General features: G+C 60.1%; 16 protein-coding genes, 1 pseudogene and 1 riboswitch. Of the genes and pseudogenes, 8 read left to right on the top strand and 9 right to left on the bottom strand.

Annotated elements, in window-relative coordinates:
• Positions 1 to 64: 64 nt before the first annotated feature.
• The 3 genes from betA to FVF58_RS35320 all read right to left on the bottom strand — a co-directional run bounded on the left by betA (position 65) and on the right by FVF58_RS35320 (position 4,962).
• On the bottom strand, positions 65 to 1,756 hold the full coding sequence (betA, locus tag FVF58_RS35310) for a choline dehydrogenase (RefSeq protein ID WP_149674353.1): 1,692 nt from the start codon (positions 1,754 to 1,756) through the stop codon (positions 65 to 67).
• Positions 1,757 to 1,799: 43 nt separating this feature from the next.
• Positions 1,800 to 3,326, bottom strand: a complete 1,527-nt coding sequence (locus tag FVF58_RS35315) for a purine-cytosine permease family protein (protein ID WP_149674400.1) — start codon at positions 3,324 to 3,326, stop codon at positions 1,800 to 1,802.
• 127 nt (positions 3,327 to 3,453) lie between these two features.
• Positions 3,454 to 4,962: an aldehyde dehydrogenase family protein gene (locus FVF58_RS35320; protein ID WP_149674354.1), complete on the bottom strand. Its 1,509-nt coding sequence runs from the start codon at positions 4,960 to 4,962 to the stop codon at positions 3,454 to 3,456.
• Positions 4,963 to 5,241: 279 nt separating this feature from the next.
• Here FVF58_RS35320 and FVF58_RS35325 point away from each other — a divergent pair, with 279 nt between their 5' ends.
• Positions 5,242 to 6,168 carry a LysR family transcriptional regulator gene (locus FVF58_RS35325; protein ID WP_149674355.1) on the top strand — a complete coding sequence of 309 codons (927 nt, stop codon included), beginning with the start codon at positions 5,242 to 5,244 and terminating at the stop codon, positions 6,166 to 6,168.
• A 160-nt stretch (positions 6,169 to 6,328) separates the two neighbouring features.
• Here the strand turns inward: FVF58_RS35325 and FVF58_RS35330 are convergent, their stop codons facing one another.
• Positions 6,329 to 7,471: a branched-chain amino acid ABC transporter substrate-binding protein gene (locus FVF58_RS35330; RefSeq protein ID WP_149674356.1), complete on the bottom strand. Its 1,143-nt coding sequence runs from the start codon at positions 7,469 to 7,471 to the stop codon at positions 6,329 to 6,331.
• Positions 7,472 to 7,481: 10 nt separating this feature from the next.
• Positions 7,482 to 7,673: a hypothetical protein gene (locus tag FVF58_RS35335; RefSeq protein ID WP_149674357.1), complete on the bottom strand. Its 192-nt coding sequence runs from the start codon at positions 7,671 to 7,673 to the stop codon at positions 7,482 to 7,484.
• Positions 7,674 to 7,699: 26 nt separating this feature from the next.
• Between FVF58_RS35335 and FVF58_RS35340 the strand changes: the two genes are divergently transcribed.
• A complete protein-coding gene (locus tag FVF58_RS35340) occupies positions 7,700 to 8,623 on the top strand; it encodes a LysR family transcriptional regulator (RefSeq protein WP_149674358.1) in 924 nt (307 codons plus the stop codon).
• Here the strand turns inward: FVF58_RS35340 and speB are convergent, their stop codons facing one another.
• Positions 8,624 to 9,601 (bottom strand): agmatinase, encoded by a 978-nt coding sequence (gene speB, locus FVF58_RS35345; RefSeq protein WP_149674359.1) that lies wholly within the window; start codon positions 9,599 to 9,601, stop codon positions 8,624 to 8,626. It lies immediately after the preceding gene.
• Between the two features lie 295 nt (positions 9,602 to 9,896).
• A riboswitch (glycine riboswitch) is annotated at positions 9,897 to 9,987 on the top strand.
• A 146-nt stretch (positions 9,988 to 10,133) separates the two neighbouring features.
• On the opposite strand from speB, the gene FVF58_RS35350 reads away from it, so the two are divergent.
• Entirely contained in the window at positions 10,134 to 11,411 is a 1,278-nt protein-coding gene (locus FVF58_RS35350) for a D-amino acid dehydrogenase (protein ID WP_149674360.1), read from the top strand.
• A gap of 701 nt (positions 11,412 to 12,112) precedes the next feature.
• Here FVF58_RS35350 and FVF58_RS35355 read toward each other — a convergent pair.
• Positions 12,113 to 12,874, bottom strand: a complete 762-nt coding sequence (locus FVF58_RS35355; protein ID WP_246217310.1) for a substrate-binding domain-containing protein — start codon at positions 12,872 to 12,874, stop codon at positions 12,113 to 12,115.
• A 27-nt stretch (positions 12,875 to 12,901) separates the two neighbouring features.
• On the opposite strand from FVF58_RS35355, the gene FVF58_RS53250 reads away from it, so the two are divergent.
• Positions 12,902 to 13,114, top strand: coding sequence for a hypothetical protein (locus FVF58_RS53250; RefSeq protein ID WP_246217311.1), 213 nt, complete (start codon positions 12,902 to 12,904; stop codon positions 13,112 to 13,114).
• Here the strand turns inward: FVF58_RS53250 and FVF58_RS54910 are convergent.
• A pseudogene (locus FVF58_RS54910) lies at positions 13,082 to 13,147 on the bottom strand (hypothetical protein); the annotation flags it as partial. The gene FVF58_RS53250 and the pseudogene FVF58_RS54910 sit on opposite strands and share 33 nt — an antisense overlap.
• 116 nt (positions 13,148 to 13,263) lie before the next feature.
• On the opposite strand from FVF58_RS54910, the gene FVF58_RS35360 reads away from it, so the two are divergent.
• Positions 13,264 to 14,457: a phytanoyl-CoA dioxygenase family protein gene (locus FVF58_RS35360; RefSeq protein ID WP_149674362.1), complete on the top strand. Its 1,194-nt coding sequence runs from the start codon at positions 13,264 to 13,266 to the stop codon at positions 14,455 to 14,457.
• 276 nt (positions 14,458 to 14,733) lie between these two features.
• Here the strand turns inward: FVF58_RS35360 and FVF58_RS35365 are convergent, their stop codons facing one another.
• The gene (locus tag FVF58_RS35365; protein ID WP_149674363.1) at positions 14,734 to 15,537 is read right to left on the bottom strand and encodes a transporter substrate-binding domain-containing protein; all 804 of its coding nucleotides are present in this window, start codon (positions 15,535 to 15,537) and stop codon (positions 14,734 to 14,736) included.
• Positions 15,538 to 15,890: 353 nt separating this feature from the next.
• Here FVF58_RS35365 and FVF58_RS35370 point away from each other — a divergent pair, with 353 nt between their 5' ends.
• The 3 genes from FVF58_RS35370 (at position 15,891) to FVF58_RS35380 (ending at position 17,878) form a co-directional block, all read left to right on the top strand.
• Positions 15,891 to 16,136 carry a hypothetical protein gene (locus FVF58_RS35370; protein WP_149674364.1) on the top strand — a complete coding sequence of 82 codons (246 nt, stop codon included), beginning with the start codon at positions 15,891 to 15,893 and terminating at the stop codon, positions 16,134 to 16,136.
• Between the two features lie 128 nt (positions 16,137 to 16,264).
• The gene (locus FVF58_RS35375; protein WP_149674365.1) at positions 16,265 to 17,020 is read left to right on the top strand and encodes an SDR family NAD(P)-dependent oxidoreductase; all 756 of its coding nucleotides are present in this window, start codon (positions 16,265 to 16,267) and stop codon (positions 17,018 to 17,020) included.
• An 18-nt stretch (positions 17,021 to 17,038) separates the two neighbouring features.
• On the top strand, positions 17,039 to 17,878 hold the full coding sequence (locus tag FVF58_RS35380; protein ID WP_149674366.1) for a CmcJ/NvfI family oxidoreductase: 840 nt from the start codon (positions 17,039 to 17,041) through the stop codon (positions 17,876 to 17,878).
• Positions 17,879 to 17,998: the final 120 nt, after the last annotated feature.

Genomic DNA, 17,998 nt, shown 5'->3' on the forward strand with positions numbered 1-17,998 from the left:
CGGGTCGCATCATCCCTATTCGATACCAGGAAAGCGACCTCCGTTCTCAGCGTCGGCGATCAACCTACTCGACAAACAGATTTCGCGCCGGCGCATGCGTACGTTGCTGCGTCTCCCACCCCTCGGCAAAGCCCACGTCGGCGGTGGACGGCGGCAACATGGAAACGCCGCGTACCAGATCCGAAGCTCGCTCCGCGAGCATGATAGTCGGTGCATTGAGGTTGCCGTTGGGCTCGGTCGGGAATACCGACGAATCGATCACCCGCAAGCCTGCGATGCCATGCACTCGCAACTCGGAATCGACCACCGCCATGCCGTCCTCTCCCATGCGGCACGATCCACATGGATGCATCGTACTTTCAAGATTTGCTCTGACGAAGACGTCGATCTGTTCGTCCGTTTGAACGTCCGGACCGGGAGCGAGTTCGACATCGCGGTAGCGATCCATCGCCGGCTGTCCGATGATTTCTCTCGTCAAGCGGACGCAGCGTCGAAATCCCTCGCGATCCTCTTCGCGATCCAGATAGTTGAAGCGGATCTCCGGATGCGTATAGGGATCGGCCGATATCGACCGTACGTAGCCTCGGCTCTTCGGCTTGTTCGGTCCGGTCAGCACCATGAACCCATGTCCCTTGAACGGCTTGTCGCCGTCATAGCGCATGGCGGCGGGCAAGAAATGGAACTGAATGTCCGGCCAGCGCAAACCCGCCTCTGACCGGATAAATCCGCCGGCCTCAAAGTGGTTACTGGCTCCCAGACCATCCTTGAACAACAGCCACCGCAGCCCGATCATGAATTTGCTGAACGGGTCCATTTTCGCATTGAGGGTGACGGGCTCCTTGCAGGCATACTGAATATAAATTTCCGCATGATCCTGCAGATTCTCCCCCACGCCGGGTAAGTGATGCCTGACCTCGATCCCCGCTTTGCGCAACACCTCAGCCGGCCCGATTCCAGAGCGTTGCAGCAGGTGAGGCGAACCGATCGGGCCGGAGGCGACCAATACTTCAGCACGGCATCGCGCGATGTGCGTGCTCCCGCCCTGATCGTACTCGACCCCAACGGCGCGCTTGCCCTCGAGAATCACGCGGCGTGTCATCGCATTCGTCACCACGGTCAGATTGGGCCGCTTCATCGCGGGGCGTAGGTAAGCGTTGGCGGTGGACCAGCGCACACCATCCTTGACAGTCATGTGCATTGCGCCAAAGCCCTCCTGCATATGACCGTTGCAGTCTTCTGTCTTGATGTATCCGGCCTCCGCCCCCGCCTCGATCCAGGCGCCGTACAGCGGATTCGCCATGTTGTTTCCGTTGTTGGTGCACAGCGGCCCGGCTGCGCCCCGGTACTCGTCGCCTCCAAACTTGTAGGTCTCCGCACGCCGGAAATAAGGCAAGCAGTTGCGATAGCCCCAGCCTCGAGCACCCAATTCCTCCCATTCGTCGAAGTCGCAAGCGTGCCCGCGAATATAAACGAGGCCATTGATGGACGACGATCCACCCAGCACCTTGCCGCGCGGGCAATGCAGCTGGCGACCATTCAGATGAGCTTCGGGGGCCGTCTGATAGCGCCAGTTGTACTTGGACGTATTCATCGGCATCGAAAACGCGCTCGGCATCTGAATGATGACGCTGCGATCGCTTCCGCCGTATTCCAGCACCAGAACGCGGACCGCTGGGTCCTCGGTAAGCCGGTTGGCCAATACACACCCGGCCGATCCAGCACCAACTATGATGTAATCGAATTTCTCGGTAGCCATGATATTTGCCTGCTTCCTGTATCTTGACGGGGTCGTCTGTGGTTCAGTAGCGACCTTTGTCGCCGGTGGTGTATTGCGGTGACGTCTTCTCGATAGACGTGATGACAGACTCTTCGTGCTTCAGGTCGAGCGAGCGCGACAATGCGTAGTACGCAATGCCCGAGACGAACAGACCGACCAGCCAGGCCAGATCGACGCCGCCCATCGCGCGGGAAAGCGGCCCGACATACACCTCGTTAGCGCCGTCGAGCACGCAGAAGAACGGAATCATCGAGACGAAGCCGATCGCGTAGGCAATCAGACCACGCGCGCCCCATTTTCCATACAGGTTGTTGTGAGGCAGGAAGAAGTGTGGAATGGCATAGCGACCCTTGCGAACGAAAAAGTAGTCCGTCAGATTCACAGCCGTCCAGGGGACCAGAAAATACAGCATGACGATCAGGTAAATGTTCAGGACGGAAAGACCCTTACCTGAGGTATAGATGCTGATGGCCACGCCGAGCTGAAGGATCACTACAAAGAGAATCGCCAGAATCCGAGTCCTGGGAGTCGTTTGGACTTTCCGGAACGAATCAACTGCCGTGATAGTCGTCAGTTTTGCGCTGTATATATTCATCGCGATGACCGGTAGAAACGCCAGAATCGTGACGCCAACCACAACGCTTCCCATCCCCGGTGAGAAGTCGCTACCCACCTGATTCAACGCAACTAGCACATCGGTCGCGTGCAGATGGTCCGCCAGCCAGCCGCCAATCGCGATCATCCACGCCCCCGACAGCGATGCGCCGAGGAACACGGCGGCAATCAGTTTGCCGCTCGGCGTGTTTTTCGGCAGGTAGCGCGAATAGTCGGATACATAGGGTGCGTAGGCGATGTTGTAGCTGGCGGCTGCTGCGAACTGCGCAATGAAAGCGATCCAGCCGAAGCCCAGCGGTGGCGTGGGCGCAGCGCCCGGCGCGACTGCGGCGAGTGGCACGTCATGCACCCAGTGCATCAGAACAGCTACCGTGACGAGTCCGTAAAGGGGTAACGACAGATACAAAGCCCATTTGAAACTCCGGTGCATCCAGTCGTGGCCGAGAATCGCCAGAATCGAAGCCGGTAAGGTCACAGCCAGTGCCACCTTGACGGGGTCCCAGTTGAACAGTGCTTTGAGGCCCTGCATCATCAGCACGAGGTTGACGATGTTGAACCCAGCGAACACGAATAGTGTCGCCAACAGGACGACGATAACTCCGCGATAGCCGAACTGCGCTCGCGACTGAATCATCTGCGGTAAGCCAAGGTGAGGACCCTGCGATCCGTGAAAGGCCATGAACAATGTGCCGAACATGATGCCCAGCGTGCCGGCTACAGTGGTCCATAGCGCGCTCAGTCCAATGCTGGGGCCGACAAAGCCAATCGTCATGGTGAAGAAAGTAAAATTGCCCAGAAACCAGAATGGTCCTTGTCTGGATAACTTGTCGGTTCGTTCGTTATCCGGAATAAAATCTATCGAATGACCCTCGATGGCGCCGTGCTCAACCGCGGCTACGGTGCCATTCACTGTTTCGTCTGCTGCTTGCATCATGTACCCCTGGCTCGAATGAGAGGTTGATGGAACGAGGATAGAGCGGTCATGCATGCCGGCCGCGACACCCACTCGTCACGCGGCGCTGGCTCACGTTCGTTTGGGGCGTCGCCGGCGGATTGACGGCTCAGTGCAGCGTGATCCAGACCGCCTTGCTCTCCATCAGATGATCGAGTTGTTCGGGACCGAGGTCTTTGCCAAAGCCGGATTCCTTGAATCCACCGAATGGCATCGACGGGTCGATAGTGCTGTGCGCATTGACGTAGACCGTGCCGGCGCGCAAAGCTGGAATCAGCCTATGCACGCGGTTCAGGTCATTGGAGTAAATCGCGGCGGCAAGGCCGTATGGCGAGTCGTTCGCCAGCGACAACGCATCGCTTATATCGTCAAAGGGCGCCGTCACCAGTACCGGACCGAAGATTTCTTCGCGGACTATCGTCATTTCGCTGCGGCAATGCGTAAAGATGGTCGGTTCGACGAAGTAGCCTGGCCGGTCCAGTGCATGGCCGCCATATGCAACTTCCGCGCCTTCGCGCCGCCCGGCTTCAATATAGGATTCGACACGATCCTTCTGGAGCGCAGATACGAGCGGGCTGATGAAGCAATCCCGATCAAGGCCAGGCGCGATCTTCATCTTGCGCGTATGTTCGATCAACGCGCCAATGAACCTGTCGTGGATGCCGCGCTGGATGTAAACCCGTGCCCCCGCATCGCACACCTGTCCGGAATTGAAGAAGATGCCGTTTGCTACCGCTTGGGCAGCCGCCTCGATGTCGGCGTCTTCCAGCACCAGCACCGGCGATTTTCCGCCCAGTTCGAGCGTGACGCGTTTGATGCCGCCCACGGCCGCGCGCCCGACAGTGCGGCCCACTTCGGTGGAACCGGTGAATGTGGTCTTGTCGATACCTGGATGGGCCGCCATTGCCGCGCCAATGTCGCGCCCTCGTCCCGTGATGACGTTAACGACGCCGTCTGGGATCCCCGCCTCGTGCACTAACTCCGCGAAGCGAAGCGTGGACAGTGACGTGAGTTCGGCCGGCTTGATGACGGTGGTGCAACCCGCGGCGAGCGCGGCCGCCACCTTCCACGCCATCGTTTGCAGCGGGAAGTTCCAGGGGACGATGACGCCGATGACACCGACCGGTTCCTTGCGCGTGTAGGCAACGTAGTCGCCAGGCAGGGAGGGTTCTACCGTGCGGCCGTGGAGCTTTGAGGCCCAGCCGGCAAAATAACGGAAGGTGTCGATCGTGCCTTGAACGTCGACGTCACGCGCATTGGCGACAGACTTGCCTACGTCGATCGACTCGATCTCGGCCAACTCCGTTGCATTCGCCTCGATCAGATCGGCGAGACGATGGAGAAGCCGTTCGCGCTCGAGGGGCTTGAGCCTTCGCCACGGTCCCCCGTCGAACTGCTTTCGGGCAGCTTCGACCGCGCGATCCAGATCGGCGGCCGTGCCTAAGGGAATGTGCGTGATCACGCCTGCGGTGGACGGTTCGAGCACCGCGCAGGACTCCCGGTCTCCTTGCGCAACCCAGGCACCCCCGATAAACATCCTCTGCGGCCTGGTGAGAAAGCGTTGTGTCTCTTCCCGGATACCGAATTTCTCCAGGTAATTTTGTACGACCTTATCCATCATTGTCTCCTGTGTTACGGATTAACTGCTGCATGGCCTCTGGTGAGCCAGTTTCGTGCGCGTGGGTGCGTCTGATCCTGCAACGCTTTGACGAGCCCCTGACGAGATCGACGGGAGTCTCATCAGTTCACAACCCATCGGAGCCATCGATATAAATGCGGCTTGTGGCAGCGCGGCCTTTTGAGAGACTATGGACGACATCGCCGCGGGTAAAAATCACGTGGTTCAGATGTTCATATCGGAAATATCGAAGCAAACGGCGCAAAGGGAGCGACGACGGTGATCCAGTTGCAGGACGTGGACCTCAAGCTACTGAGGGTTTTTATGACAGTGGTGCGGTGCGGCGGCTTTTCAGCCGCCCAGGCGACCCTGAACGTCAGCCAGTCGACCATCAGCGAACAGATGACGACGCTTGAAACGCGCCTGGGGCTCAAGCTTTGCGAGCGGGGGCGTGGCGGCTTCCGTCTCACCGAACACGGCGTGGCGACTTACGAGGCGGCGCAGCGGTTGCAACTGGCGGTTGAAAACTTCTGTGTGGATACCGATGCATTAAAAAAGTACGTCTCGGGGAGGCTGTACCTCGGCATCATCGACAACACGGTGACCGACTCGGCTTCGCCCCTGCCGCAGGCATTGCAAGCGTTCGTATCGAGGGGGCACGACGTGCATCTGGATGTCTACGTCGGCACGCCTGCCGAACTGGAGGAACGTGTGCTGGATGGCCGGTTGCACATCGCAGTCGGGCATTTTCCGCTGCACGTGCCGGGGCTGACCTACACGGACCTCTATTGCGAACCGGATGGACTTTATTGTGGGGAGGCTCACGCGCTCGCCGGCCGATCGCCAGGCGACGTCGCGCTCGACGAAGCCATCGCATCCAGCCGTGTAGTAGCGCGGGGGTACCTGCAGCAGCACGACCTGCGAATGCTCAAGGTCAGTAAAGCTGCAGCAACCGTCGACAATATCGAGGCGCAGGCGATCCTTATTCTATCGGGCGCTTACATTGGATTTTTGCCGATTCACTACGCTATGCGATGGGTCGCGCGCGGCGAGATGCGTCAGATATGCCCGGAGCAGTTCGGTACCCATTGGCCATTTTGCGCGATCACACGGCGGGCCGCCGTGCCCCCGACCATCCTGCAGGTATTCATGATCGACTTGATGGAAAGCTACCGTATGGTCCAGCGGACAGCGCACACGGTGTAAGGCTGTCGCAGCGTCCGTGCCATACCGCAGGGCCATCACCTAGGGGGCGTGACAGGGACGGCGGCAAGACGCCTCACGCACCCCACGCTGCGCATGACGCGGCTGCAACTGCAGCAGTGTCATGCATCGCGATCCCTCGCCCGGGTTGGGCGACATAAGCCTAGGGCTGTGAAGATGCCAGCGGCGTCGGCTCACCATTGCGATAGGTATAAATCGTGATTGGCGAGTCCGTCAGGTCGCGGTTCCTGTCAAACCGGTAGTGTCCTGAAACGCCGTGAGCATCGATGCCAGCCAGCGCACCACGATACTGGGCCGGTTCGATCGAATCGGCTTTCTGCATTGCCTGCGCAACGATATTCACGCCATCATATAGGGACGCGCTGTAGGTCAACGGGTCGGTATGAAAGCGTTGCTTGTAGTCCGCCTTGAACTGTCGGCCTTGTGGCGTCTGATCGAGCACGGGGCCGCCTTGCGGGCAATATACGCGTGTATCGACCGCATCGCCGCCGAGTTTCGCCAGTTCGGCATTGCACATGGCATCGCCGCCGAGCAGATAGCCGTTCATCGCAAGGCGCTTCATCTGTTTGCGCAGCGCACCGGCCTGCGCGTAGTAACCGCCGTAGAAAATGCCTTCCGCGTTCGCACCCTTGACGTGTGTGAGGATCGAGACGAAGTCGGTCGCCTTGTCGGTTGTATATTCCCGATCGACAATCTCGATGCCGCTGGCTTTAGCGGCATTGATAAATTCATCGGCGACGCCCTGGCCATATGCGGTGCGATCGTCAATCACCGCAATGCGCTTGACCTTCAGTTCCTTTGCCGCAAATTCACCCATGCGGCTGCCAAGTTGCGTGTCACTGGCGGAAATGCGAAACACGAACGAATATCCGTGCTGCGTGATCGATGGATTCGACGCGACGGTCGCCATCACGATTCCCGAAACATTCACCAGATTAGAAATTGGAATCGCGACCCCCGAATTGAACGGCCCAAAGATGACCTTTACGTTGGCGTCGACAAGGCTTTGCGCGACCGTCACGCCGGTACGCGGATCAGCGGCGTCATCCTGCGAAACCAGTTCGAAACGGATCTTCTGGCCGCCGATCACGAGCCTCTCGGCATTCAGATGCTCGATCGCCATCCTGACGCCGTTTTCGTCGTCCTTGCCGATCGCGGCCTGCGGGCCGGTTAAGGGTCCGGTTAAACCGATTTTGACAACCTGCTCGCCCGCCGTCGCGCCCACAGACAGCATGCTCAAAGCGACGGCTGCCAACCAGCTTGCACCTGCATACGGCTTTTTCATCGTGCTCTCCTCACATCGTGACGTGCCAGATTGCCCTGCCGCCGGAAGTGGCGAACTCGTTGCGCTTCGGCACAGAAAACATCGCTTTGGGACCCCGCTGTCCGCCTGCCTTCACCGAACTTCTGGCAGTGGGGTTGACAGCAATTCTGGGTGGCCAGATTCCCCAATAAAATGCACCATTGATGAAATAAGCTTCGGTCATTTCCGAAGTGATCGAGAGGCGGCGCGATGCAAGTTCAGGACACGGATCTCAAGCTGTTGCGGATCTTCGAAACCATCGTGCAATGCGGTGGCTTCGCCGCAGCGCAACCGATTCTCAACATCGGCGCATCGAGCATTAGCGAATACATGTCGCAACTGGAGACACGCCTCGGACTGCGACTGTGCGAACGCGGACGGGCGGGTTTCCGCCTTACAGAAGAAGGTGCGGAGCTGCACGCCGCCGCGCAGCGTCTGCTTGGTGCGGTCGACACGTTTCAAATGGAAGCCGGCGCGTTGCGCAATCAGCTTTCCGGCGTGTTGCGCTTCGGCATGATCGAGGCGACGTTGACTGACAAAAACTCGCCGCTGCCGGCAGCGATTCGCGAGTTCGGCCAGATGGCGCCCGAAGTCCGCCTGCATGTGCAGATCGAAACGCCAGGCAGCATGGAGCAGCACGTGCTGGACGGGCGCCTGCATCTGGCCGTGGGTCCATTTCCCGCGCGGATTCCCGGTCTCGACTACATGCCGCTCTATCGGGAGGAGCAGGGGCTTTACTGCGCATCGACCCACCCGTTATACGAGAGGGCGAGTGGCCGTGTTCCCGTTTCGGTACTCAGCAAGCAGCGCCTGGCTGCGCGCGCTTACCTCGGCAGCCAGGAGCTCAAGCTGCTGCACACTGTGCAGGCCGCGGCCTCGGTCGACAACGTCGAAGGCCGCGCGATGCTGATCCTGTCGGGCAACTACATCGGCTTTCTGCCGCCTCACTACGCGCAGCCCTGGGTGGAACGCGGTCTATTGGCCCGCATCGATCCCGAGCACTACGTGACACATCTGGACTTTCAGATCATCACGCGCAAAGGCGGCGAATCGGCGCGGGTCGTGCAGGCCTTTTGCAAACAGCTGCGGGCTGCGGGCAGGGAAGTGAGCCGCGCCGCGCGAAGCGGCAAATAGTTAGCGGGAAAGATTCCGTTTGACTTTGCGCTGATGCATCACCCGGCCAATCGTGTTCAGCAGCAATTGCGCCGCCAGGATCGAAGTCGAACCCGAATGGTCGTAGTCAGGCGCGACTTCCACGAGGTCGATGCCGATCACGTCACCTTGTTGCGCAAGGCCAGCGAACAGTTCGAGTCCTTCGTAGTACAGCAGGCCGCCGTGGCTCGGCGTGCCCGTGCCGGGCGCAATCGACGGATCGAAGCCATCGATATCGATGGTCAGGTAATAGCGCACGCCCTTCGGGATGCGGTCGAGTACGCCCTGGATGCCGAGGCGCCGAAGGTCGCGCACCGAGATAATGTCCGAGCCCATCTCGCGTGCCTGTGCATAACCCTCGCGCGCAGTAGACGATACGTTGCGAATGCCGATTTGCGTCATGCCCGATACAACGCTTTTTTCCGCCGCACGCCGCAGCGGATTACCGTGGCCATGACGCACGCCATGGCGCTCGTCGACGAAATCAAGGTGGGCGTCGATATGGACGATATGAAACGGCTCCTGGCCTTCGAACGCGTTGATGCACGGAATGTTGATCGAGTGATCGCCTCCCATCACCACCGGCAACGCGCCCGTCGCGAGGATCTTGCGCACGCCGTACTCAATATTGGCGTGACTCTTCTCCGTGTTGGTGTGCACCATGTCCGCATCACCGATATCAACAATGCGCACTTCGTCGCTCGGCAGATAGACGACGTCGTCTTCGAAATCGTATGCGCCGCCGTGTCCGAATGAGAATAGCGTCGACGCATCGCGAATCGAGCGCGGACCGAACCTTGCGCCCGCGCGCCACTGCGTACCGCAGTCGAATGGAGCGCCCATCACCGCGACGTCCGCGTCGATCTTGTCCCAGTCAAGACACAGCGGAGACTTCGCGAACGTGCAGATTCCCACAAACGGCAAATTGAGCCGGCCGGTTTCGTAGCTGTTTTCAGACATGATTGCCTTCGTCCTGTTATGGGTTCAGATAGGTGCGGCGCACCGGGCGCCCTCTTCGCTGCTGCAGCGGCGTCCGTTGTGACGGGCCAGCGGTGCATCTGAAACGGAGTCTAGGCAAACAAATTCAACGGAAAAATGCCAATGATCCGATATACACATCGGGAGAGTCCGAAGCAATCCCTGGACGGCGCCAGACCGTGATTGAGCCTGTCACGCATGCGAGGGGAAAGTTGACTTCGTCTATTTGAAAATACTTGCCGTCGTTTCTTTGAACGAGTAGCCTTGCGCTGTTCTACAACGAAGTACGGGAGAGATCGTCCACCCGCGACGACGCCGACGGAGCAACCGCCCCGGAAACTCTCAGGCAAAAGGACCGTGCGGCGAGAACATCTGGAGAGCGGCGCATGCGCGCCCACCGAAGGGGAGCCAATACCGTAACCGGTAGTGGCGAAACTCTCAGGTACATGGACAGATGGGGCATTGGTGCCGGTCAACATCGGCCGGCAATGCTCAACGAACACTGGACCATGTCATGTCCCACATTGCCATCATTGGCGCCGGAATTACGGGCGTCACCACTGCTTACGCCCTCGCTCGGCGCGGTCACCGCGTCATCGTTCTCGAACGTCATCGCTATGCGGCAATGGAAACGTCATTTGCCAACGGCGGACAACTCTCAGCCAGCAACGCCGAGGTCTGGAACAGTCGCGCTACCGTATTGAAAGGCCTGCGCTGGATGTTTAGCCGCGACGCGCCGCTCCTCATGAACCCGCGCCCGAGTTGGCACAAGTACAGTTGGATCGGCGAGTTCCTGCGCCAGATTCCGAACTATCGCAGCAACACGATCGAAACAGTGCGGTTAGCCATCGCGGCACGCCAGCATATGTTCTCGATTGCTGAGCGGGAACAGATCGATTTCGACCTTGAACGACGCGGCATCCTGCATTTCTATGCCACCCGTAAGGAGTTCGATGCGGCGACGAAGGTCAATGCATTGCTACGTGAAGGCGGCCTCGATCGACGCCCGGTGACGCCTGACGAGATTCGCGCCCTTGAGCCGGCGCTTCAGGGGCGGTTCCACGGGGGCTTCTTCACCGAGTCAGATTCGACCGGCGACATTCATAAGTTCACGCGTGGTCTTGCAGAAGCCTGCGTGCGTTTGGGTGTCGAGTTCCGCTATGACACGAGCGTGCAGTCCATCTCTGAGACTGCGGATGGCGAATTAAGGATTGCGTTCGCGCGCGACGGTCAACCTGACACGGATAGCTTCGACCAGGTGGTGATTTGTGCGGGCGTCGGAAGCCGTGCTCTGGCCGCGTATGTAGGAGACCACGTGAACGTCTATCCGGTGAAGGGTTATTCGATCACGGTCTGCCTGGACGATACAGGAAGCCAGCAAGCTGCGCCCTGGGTCAGCCTGCTTGATGACAACGCGAAGATTGTCACCAGCCGTCTCGGCGCCGATCGCTTCCGTGTTGCCGGAACGGCCGAACTGAACGGTATGAACCGTGACATCCGCTCGGATCGAATCCAACCCCTCGTCAACTGGACGCGCAATCATTTCCCGGATATGTCCACGGCGCGCGTCATTCCGTGGGCTGGCCTGCGCCCCATGCTTCCGGGCATGTTGCCCAAGGTTGGCTCCGGTCGTCGACGCAACATTTTCTACAATACCGGTCACGGGCATTTAGGGTGGACGCTCTCGGCAGCGACTGCAGAAGCTGTTGCGGAACTTGTGGTCGGCAGTATGCGCAATTCAGCGAGCGCGAAGCCCGCGACGAAGCGAAAAGACCTTCCGGTCAACGTCTGATAAGCGTTTAAAAGACGACATCACAGACCCTGCGCTGCAGGGTCTCGAGACTCCAGAAGCCTTCTCTCTCCAGAGATCGTCAAAACTTCCAGGTTCTTTGCGGCATCGAATAACGCCGTGCCTCCGAAGCGAAGCAAAGCGCGTTGAGGCGTGACGAGGTGAACCCGCTAGGGGCGCGCAGTTGAAATGTCGCGACGCAATTCCACGCAAAGCACTGGCTGGTTGCGGCGACTGAAAAAGGGTGGGGACTTTCGGCGCGGTCAGTTATTGCGCAGGATGGCGCGTCGAGGCGACGTGCGGTCCGCGCCATCGCACCGGATGAGGACGCGATCTTTCAATCACGGTATACGTCGGTGCGTGACGCCGTCGAGCGGGTCACTCATGCGCCCGACCACCAAAGTTAAACGGCGACGCGGGCACGCAAGGCGGCGCATACGCAACCGCCGCCCGGCAGGTGACTGATTTAGAACAGTCCGCGGCGCGACTCAGCGATCAATTCGCAGGTACGCAGATGGATTGCCCATGCATGTGCGCAGTGGGCGCGAAAACGTGCAAACCAGTTGGATTGGGTACGTACTGCGGCAGCGGCGGTATTCATGACAGGCCTCCCGGGTAATTGCCTAGGTATAAACCCTATTATACCGGTGCCATACTGCGGCGCAACGTGCCAAAATTGTCCAAGGGCCGAGTTGACCGCCCATTTACGGATAAAGCTTGCCGAAGCGCTGCTCGACATACTGGGGGATGTTGACCGGCGTCACGACGACCACCGACGACGAGAGACCGACGGCCGAAGCAGGCAGCAGCTTATGGAAATGCATGATGTGATGGCAGGCGGTTCGCATGTCTTGCCGGAGGTCGTGATGCAGGACCGCACTGATCTTCCCCTCGCGCAGCAGGTGAACGTTGTCCCTGTCGAGGTCGTGTCCGATGAAGCACTCCGGCATCTGGCCTATCGACTGCAGCGCGCGAAGTATCGCGACGTTGCCGCCGCCCATCGAATAGACGGCTGCGATTTTCTTCCTTCGGCCTACGGCGCGTTTTACGCGTTCTTCTGTTTGCGTGTCGAGACCGTGCCCGCCGCTAGCATCGACGAGTTTCAACTTCGGAAAGCGTCGGCGTAATTCCTCGCGAAAACTGACTTCACGCTCTTCCTCGCCTTTGAAGCGTTCGTTGCTCATCGTAACGAGAACGTTGCCCTCCGGGTGCACGAGCCATTGGCCAATGAGATACGCCGCCGTCGCCCCTGCCATCCGGTTGTCGAGTCCCGCATAGGCGATTCGCCCGGACTGTGGAATGTCAGTGAAGATGGTAATGACGGGGGTGCCGCGCTGCTGCAGTTCCGCGATAGCGTGCGAAATCTCGGGGACATCCCGCGCCTTCAGGAATATCCCGTGGCTGCCTCTGCGGCCGATCGCTTTCAAAGCATCGATGACCTCGGTGGTCGTCATGGTGTCGCGCATCAGAAAGCGCGGCCTGAACACCGCGGGATGCAGACCCGGCAGCTCCGACTCCAGCGCTTCGCGTATCTCGTCGGAAAACCTGGGCGGCGCCTCGACAACGACATCGACAACCAGCTTGCGTCCGCTGGTTGCCAACTGGAACTGCTGTTTCTCCAGTTCCTTGATCGCGTGTTCGACGCGCTGACGCGTGTGCTCGCGAACATGTTTCCGCCCGTTCAGCACCCGGTCGACCGTGGCTAGCCCAAGGCCTGCCTGGAGGGCGATTTCCTTCATCAGAAATCGATGAGCCACGGTTGGCGCCTCCCTGATTGATGTGTTTTTGAGGTGTTTATGGTACCGCAAGCGCCCGCTGGAGGACTATTGTCGATACCAGATAAGGAGGAGGCGCCATGAACAGCACCGACGAGCGCAACGATGCGCCGGCACGCCGTGGGTATCGCGAGCAGGATTGTTCGCTGCGGGACTTTGTCGCCGTGCTGAAGGCCCGGCCGGAAGACGGCGATCTGAAGTTCGCCGCCGACATATGCGAGCACGTTCCGATCTACGACTGCCGCGAGCCTCGCAATGACCTGGAAGACCCGTTGTGTCGCGCTGACCTGCAAGCGGAGTGGGCAAACGTATTCAATCGTGGGGCGGGCGTGCTGGTGCTGAAGCGGGTCTATGCCGACACCACGCCCGTTGATGACGCTACAAAAGTCTTCGAATCGATCATCCGCGAAGAGCGCGAAGCGGGTGCCGCGGCCGCTGACCACTTTGCGAAAGCGGGAGCAAATGACCGGATCTGGAACGCGCAGGAGAAGCTGTGTCTGCGTGCTCCATCGGTGTTTGCCCGCTACTATTCGAGCGCGGCGATTCTCGCCGTGGCCGAGGCGTGGCTCGGTCCTCGCTTTCAGGTCACGTCGCAGGTCAATGTCGTGCGTCCCGGCGGCGAGGCGCAGCAGGCCCATCGGGACTACCATCTCGGCTTTCAGACCGTAGCGGAAGCCGAACGTTACCCAGCCCATGTGCACGCGATGTCGGCCTTTCTCACGCTGCAAGGCGCGATCGCCCATAGCGACATGCCGGTGGAAAGCGGGCCAACCAAGCTTCTGCCGTTCTCGCAACGATATGCCGAAGGCTATCTTGCGTGGCGTCGCCAGGACTTCCGCGATTACTTCGAGACGCACTTCGTGCAATTGCCGCTCGCGAAAGGCGATGCGCTTTTCTTCAATCCGGCGCTCTTTCACGCAGCCGGTTCAAACCGGACGGCGTCGGTGCAGCGGATGGCGAACCTGTTGCAGATTTCATCGGCCTATGGCCGTGCAATGGAGTCGCTGAATCGCGCGAGGATGTGCGAGGCGCTGTACCCGGTCCTGCTGGAGTGCCTCGGGACATCGAGCATGACAAGAGCTGAAGCCGATGCCGTGGTTGCTTCGTGCGCGGAGGGCTACCCCTTTCCGACGAACCTCGACCGGGACCCACCGCTCGGCGGCCTTGCGCCGGAGAGCCAACAGGGCTTGTTCTCCCGCGCACTCGATGAATCGTGGACCGTTGACAGATTTCGCGCGGCAATCCGCGAACAGGTTTTGCGCCGCGAAGCCTAGACGCCGCGAGCAGGCCGTCGCCTGACGGTTCGGTTCCAATGGGCGGAAAAGAGGTTCATCACCGGACCAGGTTCGAGACGGTTCGAGAGATTCGACACAGCCGCTGGGATCATCGACAATCGGCAAACAAACACCGGATCGCGATCCTCATCGAGAGAACGGTCAATTGCCCGTCAGCTTCTTTGACGACCTCGAACGGGATACGGGTTGGGACCGACGCGCGCCCACGCCGCCAGTCCAACTGCCCGGCGTGGGCGCACACGAACGCGTGGGCTGTTACTGCGCGACCGGTTGAGTCACGTCGGTGCCGAACCAATGAAGGGATATCTTTTTCAGCGTACCGTCCTGCTTCAGCTCGGTCAGCGCATCATTGATCGCTTTCGCAAACTTGGGATTGTTCTGGCGGAACGGGATGCCCATTTCCTGATCCGCTCCCTTGAGCACTGCGCCCGGACGAAGCGGCAGTTGTGAGGTCTTGATCATATACGGCAACATCAGCCGGTCGTCGATCGTCGCATCAATACGTTTGCTTGAGAGATCACGCAGCTTTTCCGGCGCACCGGGGTAGGTCTGCACGTTGATGCCCGGCACGGCTCGTGCCATCTGGTCATAGTTGGTGCCGAGCGTCACGCCCAGCTTCTTGTCGCCCTTGAATTCATCTAGCGACTTGAACTCGCGCTTGTCGTCTGCCCGCTGGATCAATTGCGCAGCCGAGTACGTGTACGGCTGGCTGAAGTCGAGAGACTGCTTGCGTTGCGGCGTGATGGTGACCTGGTTGACGATCACGTCGAATTTTCCGGCCTGAAGCGCCGCGATGATGCCGCTCCACTCAGTGGGAATGAATTGCGGCTTGACGCCGAGCTTGGCCGCCACAGCCTTCGCGACGTCGACGTCGAAACCTTCGAGTTCACCCGCGGTATTGCGGGAATCGAATGGAGGATAGGTGCCCTCCAGGCCAATCCTGAGTACTCCAGCCTGCTTGACGCTGTCCAGCAGATCTTCAGCATGCGCGGCAACAGAAGTCAAGCCAATGGCCGATAAGGCAAACACGTTCGCGAGCAGGAGCTTCGACAATTTCATTTGATGTCTCCTCTTTGATTGAGTGTCGGGCTGCGCAACTATTCCACCGCCCGGGAAGGGATTCCGGCCGTTCTTGCAGGTTGCTTATTCCGGCAAGAAGTCTCCCATGAGGATCAGCAACCCAGGCGGTGCTTTGCGAAAAAGACTACGCTTCGCAGGCGTCATCCTAGCACTCGCGGTGTCATCTGAAGACGGTTTCAAAAAATCGCAGCTACCGGCACTGGACGTGGCACTGGCGCCTACCTGCTCACGTTTTGACCGGTTCCGCGAAAACCATTCCACAAACGCTTCTTTGCTCTTCGCCGCGTCGACGGCTAGATTCAATAAGGATGAATCGAATCGATGGAGGCCGCATGATGGCAAATTCAGCGCTGGCTATCTGGGACGGACTTCGGCACACCCGTACTTTTCTTGTGGACCGGATAACGCGAGGACGCGCCCCGTCCGCGCGCGCGCCGCAAGCCGGGCCGCCGCCACAATCCGCATGCAATTCGCCCGACAGGCTTGAACGCATTGCGGCCTACGCGCAATCCGGCTACTTTCATACGGAATACACCGCCGGCATGTTCGTCGTGCCGCTCGATATTCCGTCCGACTGACGCTGGTGATGGGTGGTGGGGCGGCCACGCAAGCACGCAGTCGTTCCGACGCGCGCACGCCACGCCCGAGCGAAGAACCCGATGCCGCCACGCGTCGCGTGCCGCGGCTGTGGGCAATGGAGATTCCGATGACCGAACCCCAAGAGCAGAAACACGAGCCCACGCGTGTTGCGTGGATAGCCGGTGTCGGCGCGAGCGCCGGACTGGGCGCGGCGCTCGCGCGACGCTTCGCGCGCGAGGGCCTGACCGTTGCCGTGACCGGCCGTTCGCGCGAGCGGCTCGACGCGCTGGCCGACGAAATTCGCGGCGCTGGCGGCAACGTGATCGCATTGCCCGGCGATGTCACCAGTGAAAGCGATCTCGCCGCGATCACGCGGCAGTTGGCCAGCATAGGCACACTCGAAGTTGCCGTTTTCAATGCCGCCGCCGCGACTCGCGCGGCGACGCTCGAACTGACCGCCGAGCAGTTTGAAGCCGCGTGGCGTGTCACGACGCTCGGCGGTTTCCTGTTCGCCCGGGCGGCGTTGCAGCCGCTGCTGGCGAGCGGGCGCGGCTCGTTGTTCTTCACCGGCGCCACGGCGTCGCTGCGGGGGCGTCCGCCTTTTGCAGCATTCGCGTCGGCGAAAGCCGGCTTGCGTTCTCTCACGCAGAGCCTCGCGCGCGAATTCGGGCCGCGCAATATCCACGTTGCGCATGTCGTGGTCGACGGCGGGATCGACGGGGAGCGTCTGCGCACGTCCGCGCCGCAACGTGTTGCCGAGCGTGGACCAGACGGCCTGCTGAATCCCGACGATATCGCCGACGCTTATTGGTTTCTGCATCGGCAGGGCCGTAGTGCATGGTCGCAGGAAATCGATCTGCGCCCCTTCAATGAATCGTTTTAACGTGATGAGGACTTGAACATGAGCGATGTCGTCATCGATACACCTGCAACGGCCACGGCGGTCGAAGCCGAACTGAATTACCTTGAATTTACCGGCGAGAAGCCCGTCTCTTACCAGTACGAACCGCCGCCGGGCGTGCCGAAACGCAGCGGGGTGTACCGGCCGCATCGCGTGAAGATTTCGAATGCGCGCGTGGCGCCGCCGCCTGGCCGCTTGTCGCTCGATCGCAACGGCTTTGAACTGCATCGGCATGCGAGTGCGCTCAGCGATTTCTCGCACCCGGCGCAGATCGAAGCCGTCTACTACCCGGAGGCGGAAGCACTGCTCAAGCAGGCGACCGGAGCGAAGAGGGTGGTCGTGTTCGATCACACGCTGCGCGACGGCAAGCCTGAGCGCGGTGAAGGCGTGAGGGAGCCGGTCAAGTACATCCATAACGACCAGACGTTCGTGTCGGGGCCGCGCCGGGTGCGAGATCATCTGCCAGCGGGAGAAGCCGAGCGGTTGTTGCAAGGCCGCGTGGCGATCGTCAACCTGTGGCGGCCCATTGGCGAGACAGTGCAATCGTCGCCGCTGGCGTTATGCGACTCGCGCAGCATCGCGCTCAACGATCTGGTCGCCTCGGACCTCGTCTATCCGGACAAGGTTGGTGAGACCTACGCGCTCGTGTTCAACCCGCGGCACCACTGGTACTACTTTCCGCACATGACGCCGGACGAATTCCTGCTGCTGAAAATCTACGATTCGGCGGGCGATCCGATTGCACGGATGACAGCCCATTCCGCGTTTGACGATCCCACTTCCGCGCCGGACGCGCCAGCACGCCGAAGCATCGAATTGCGATCGCTGCTGTTTTTTTAAAGGTCCGCCTCTTCGTTATGCGCCCGACTGCTAAGCATAGCTAAAACGCTCGCTTATCCGCGCGAACCGGCATTGCTACGATGGCATATTCATCGTAGTTCACAGACCGGAATATCAAGC

It is taken from the genome of Paraburkholderia panacisoli (genome assembly GCF_008369935.1).
GTDB classification, from domain to species: domain Bacteria; phylum Pseudomonadota; class Gammaproteobacteria; order Burkholderiales; family Burkholderiaceae; genus Paraburkholderia; species Paraburkholderia panacisoli.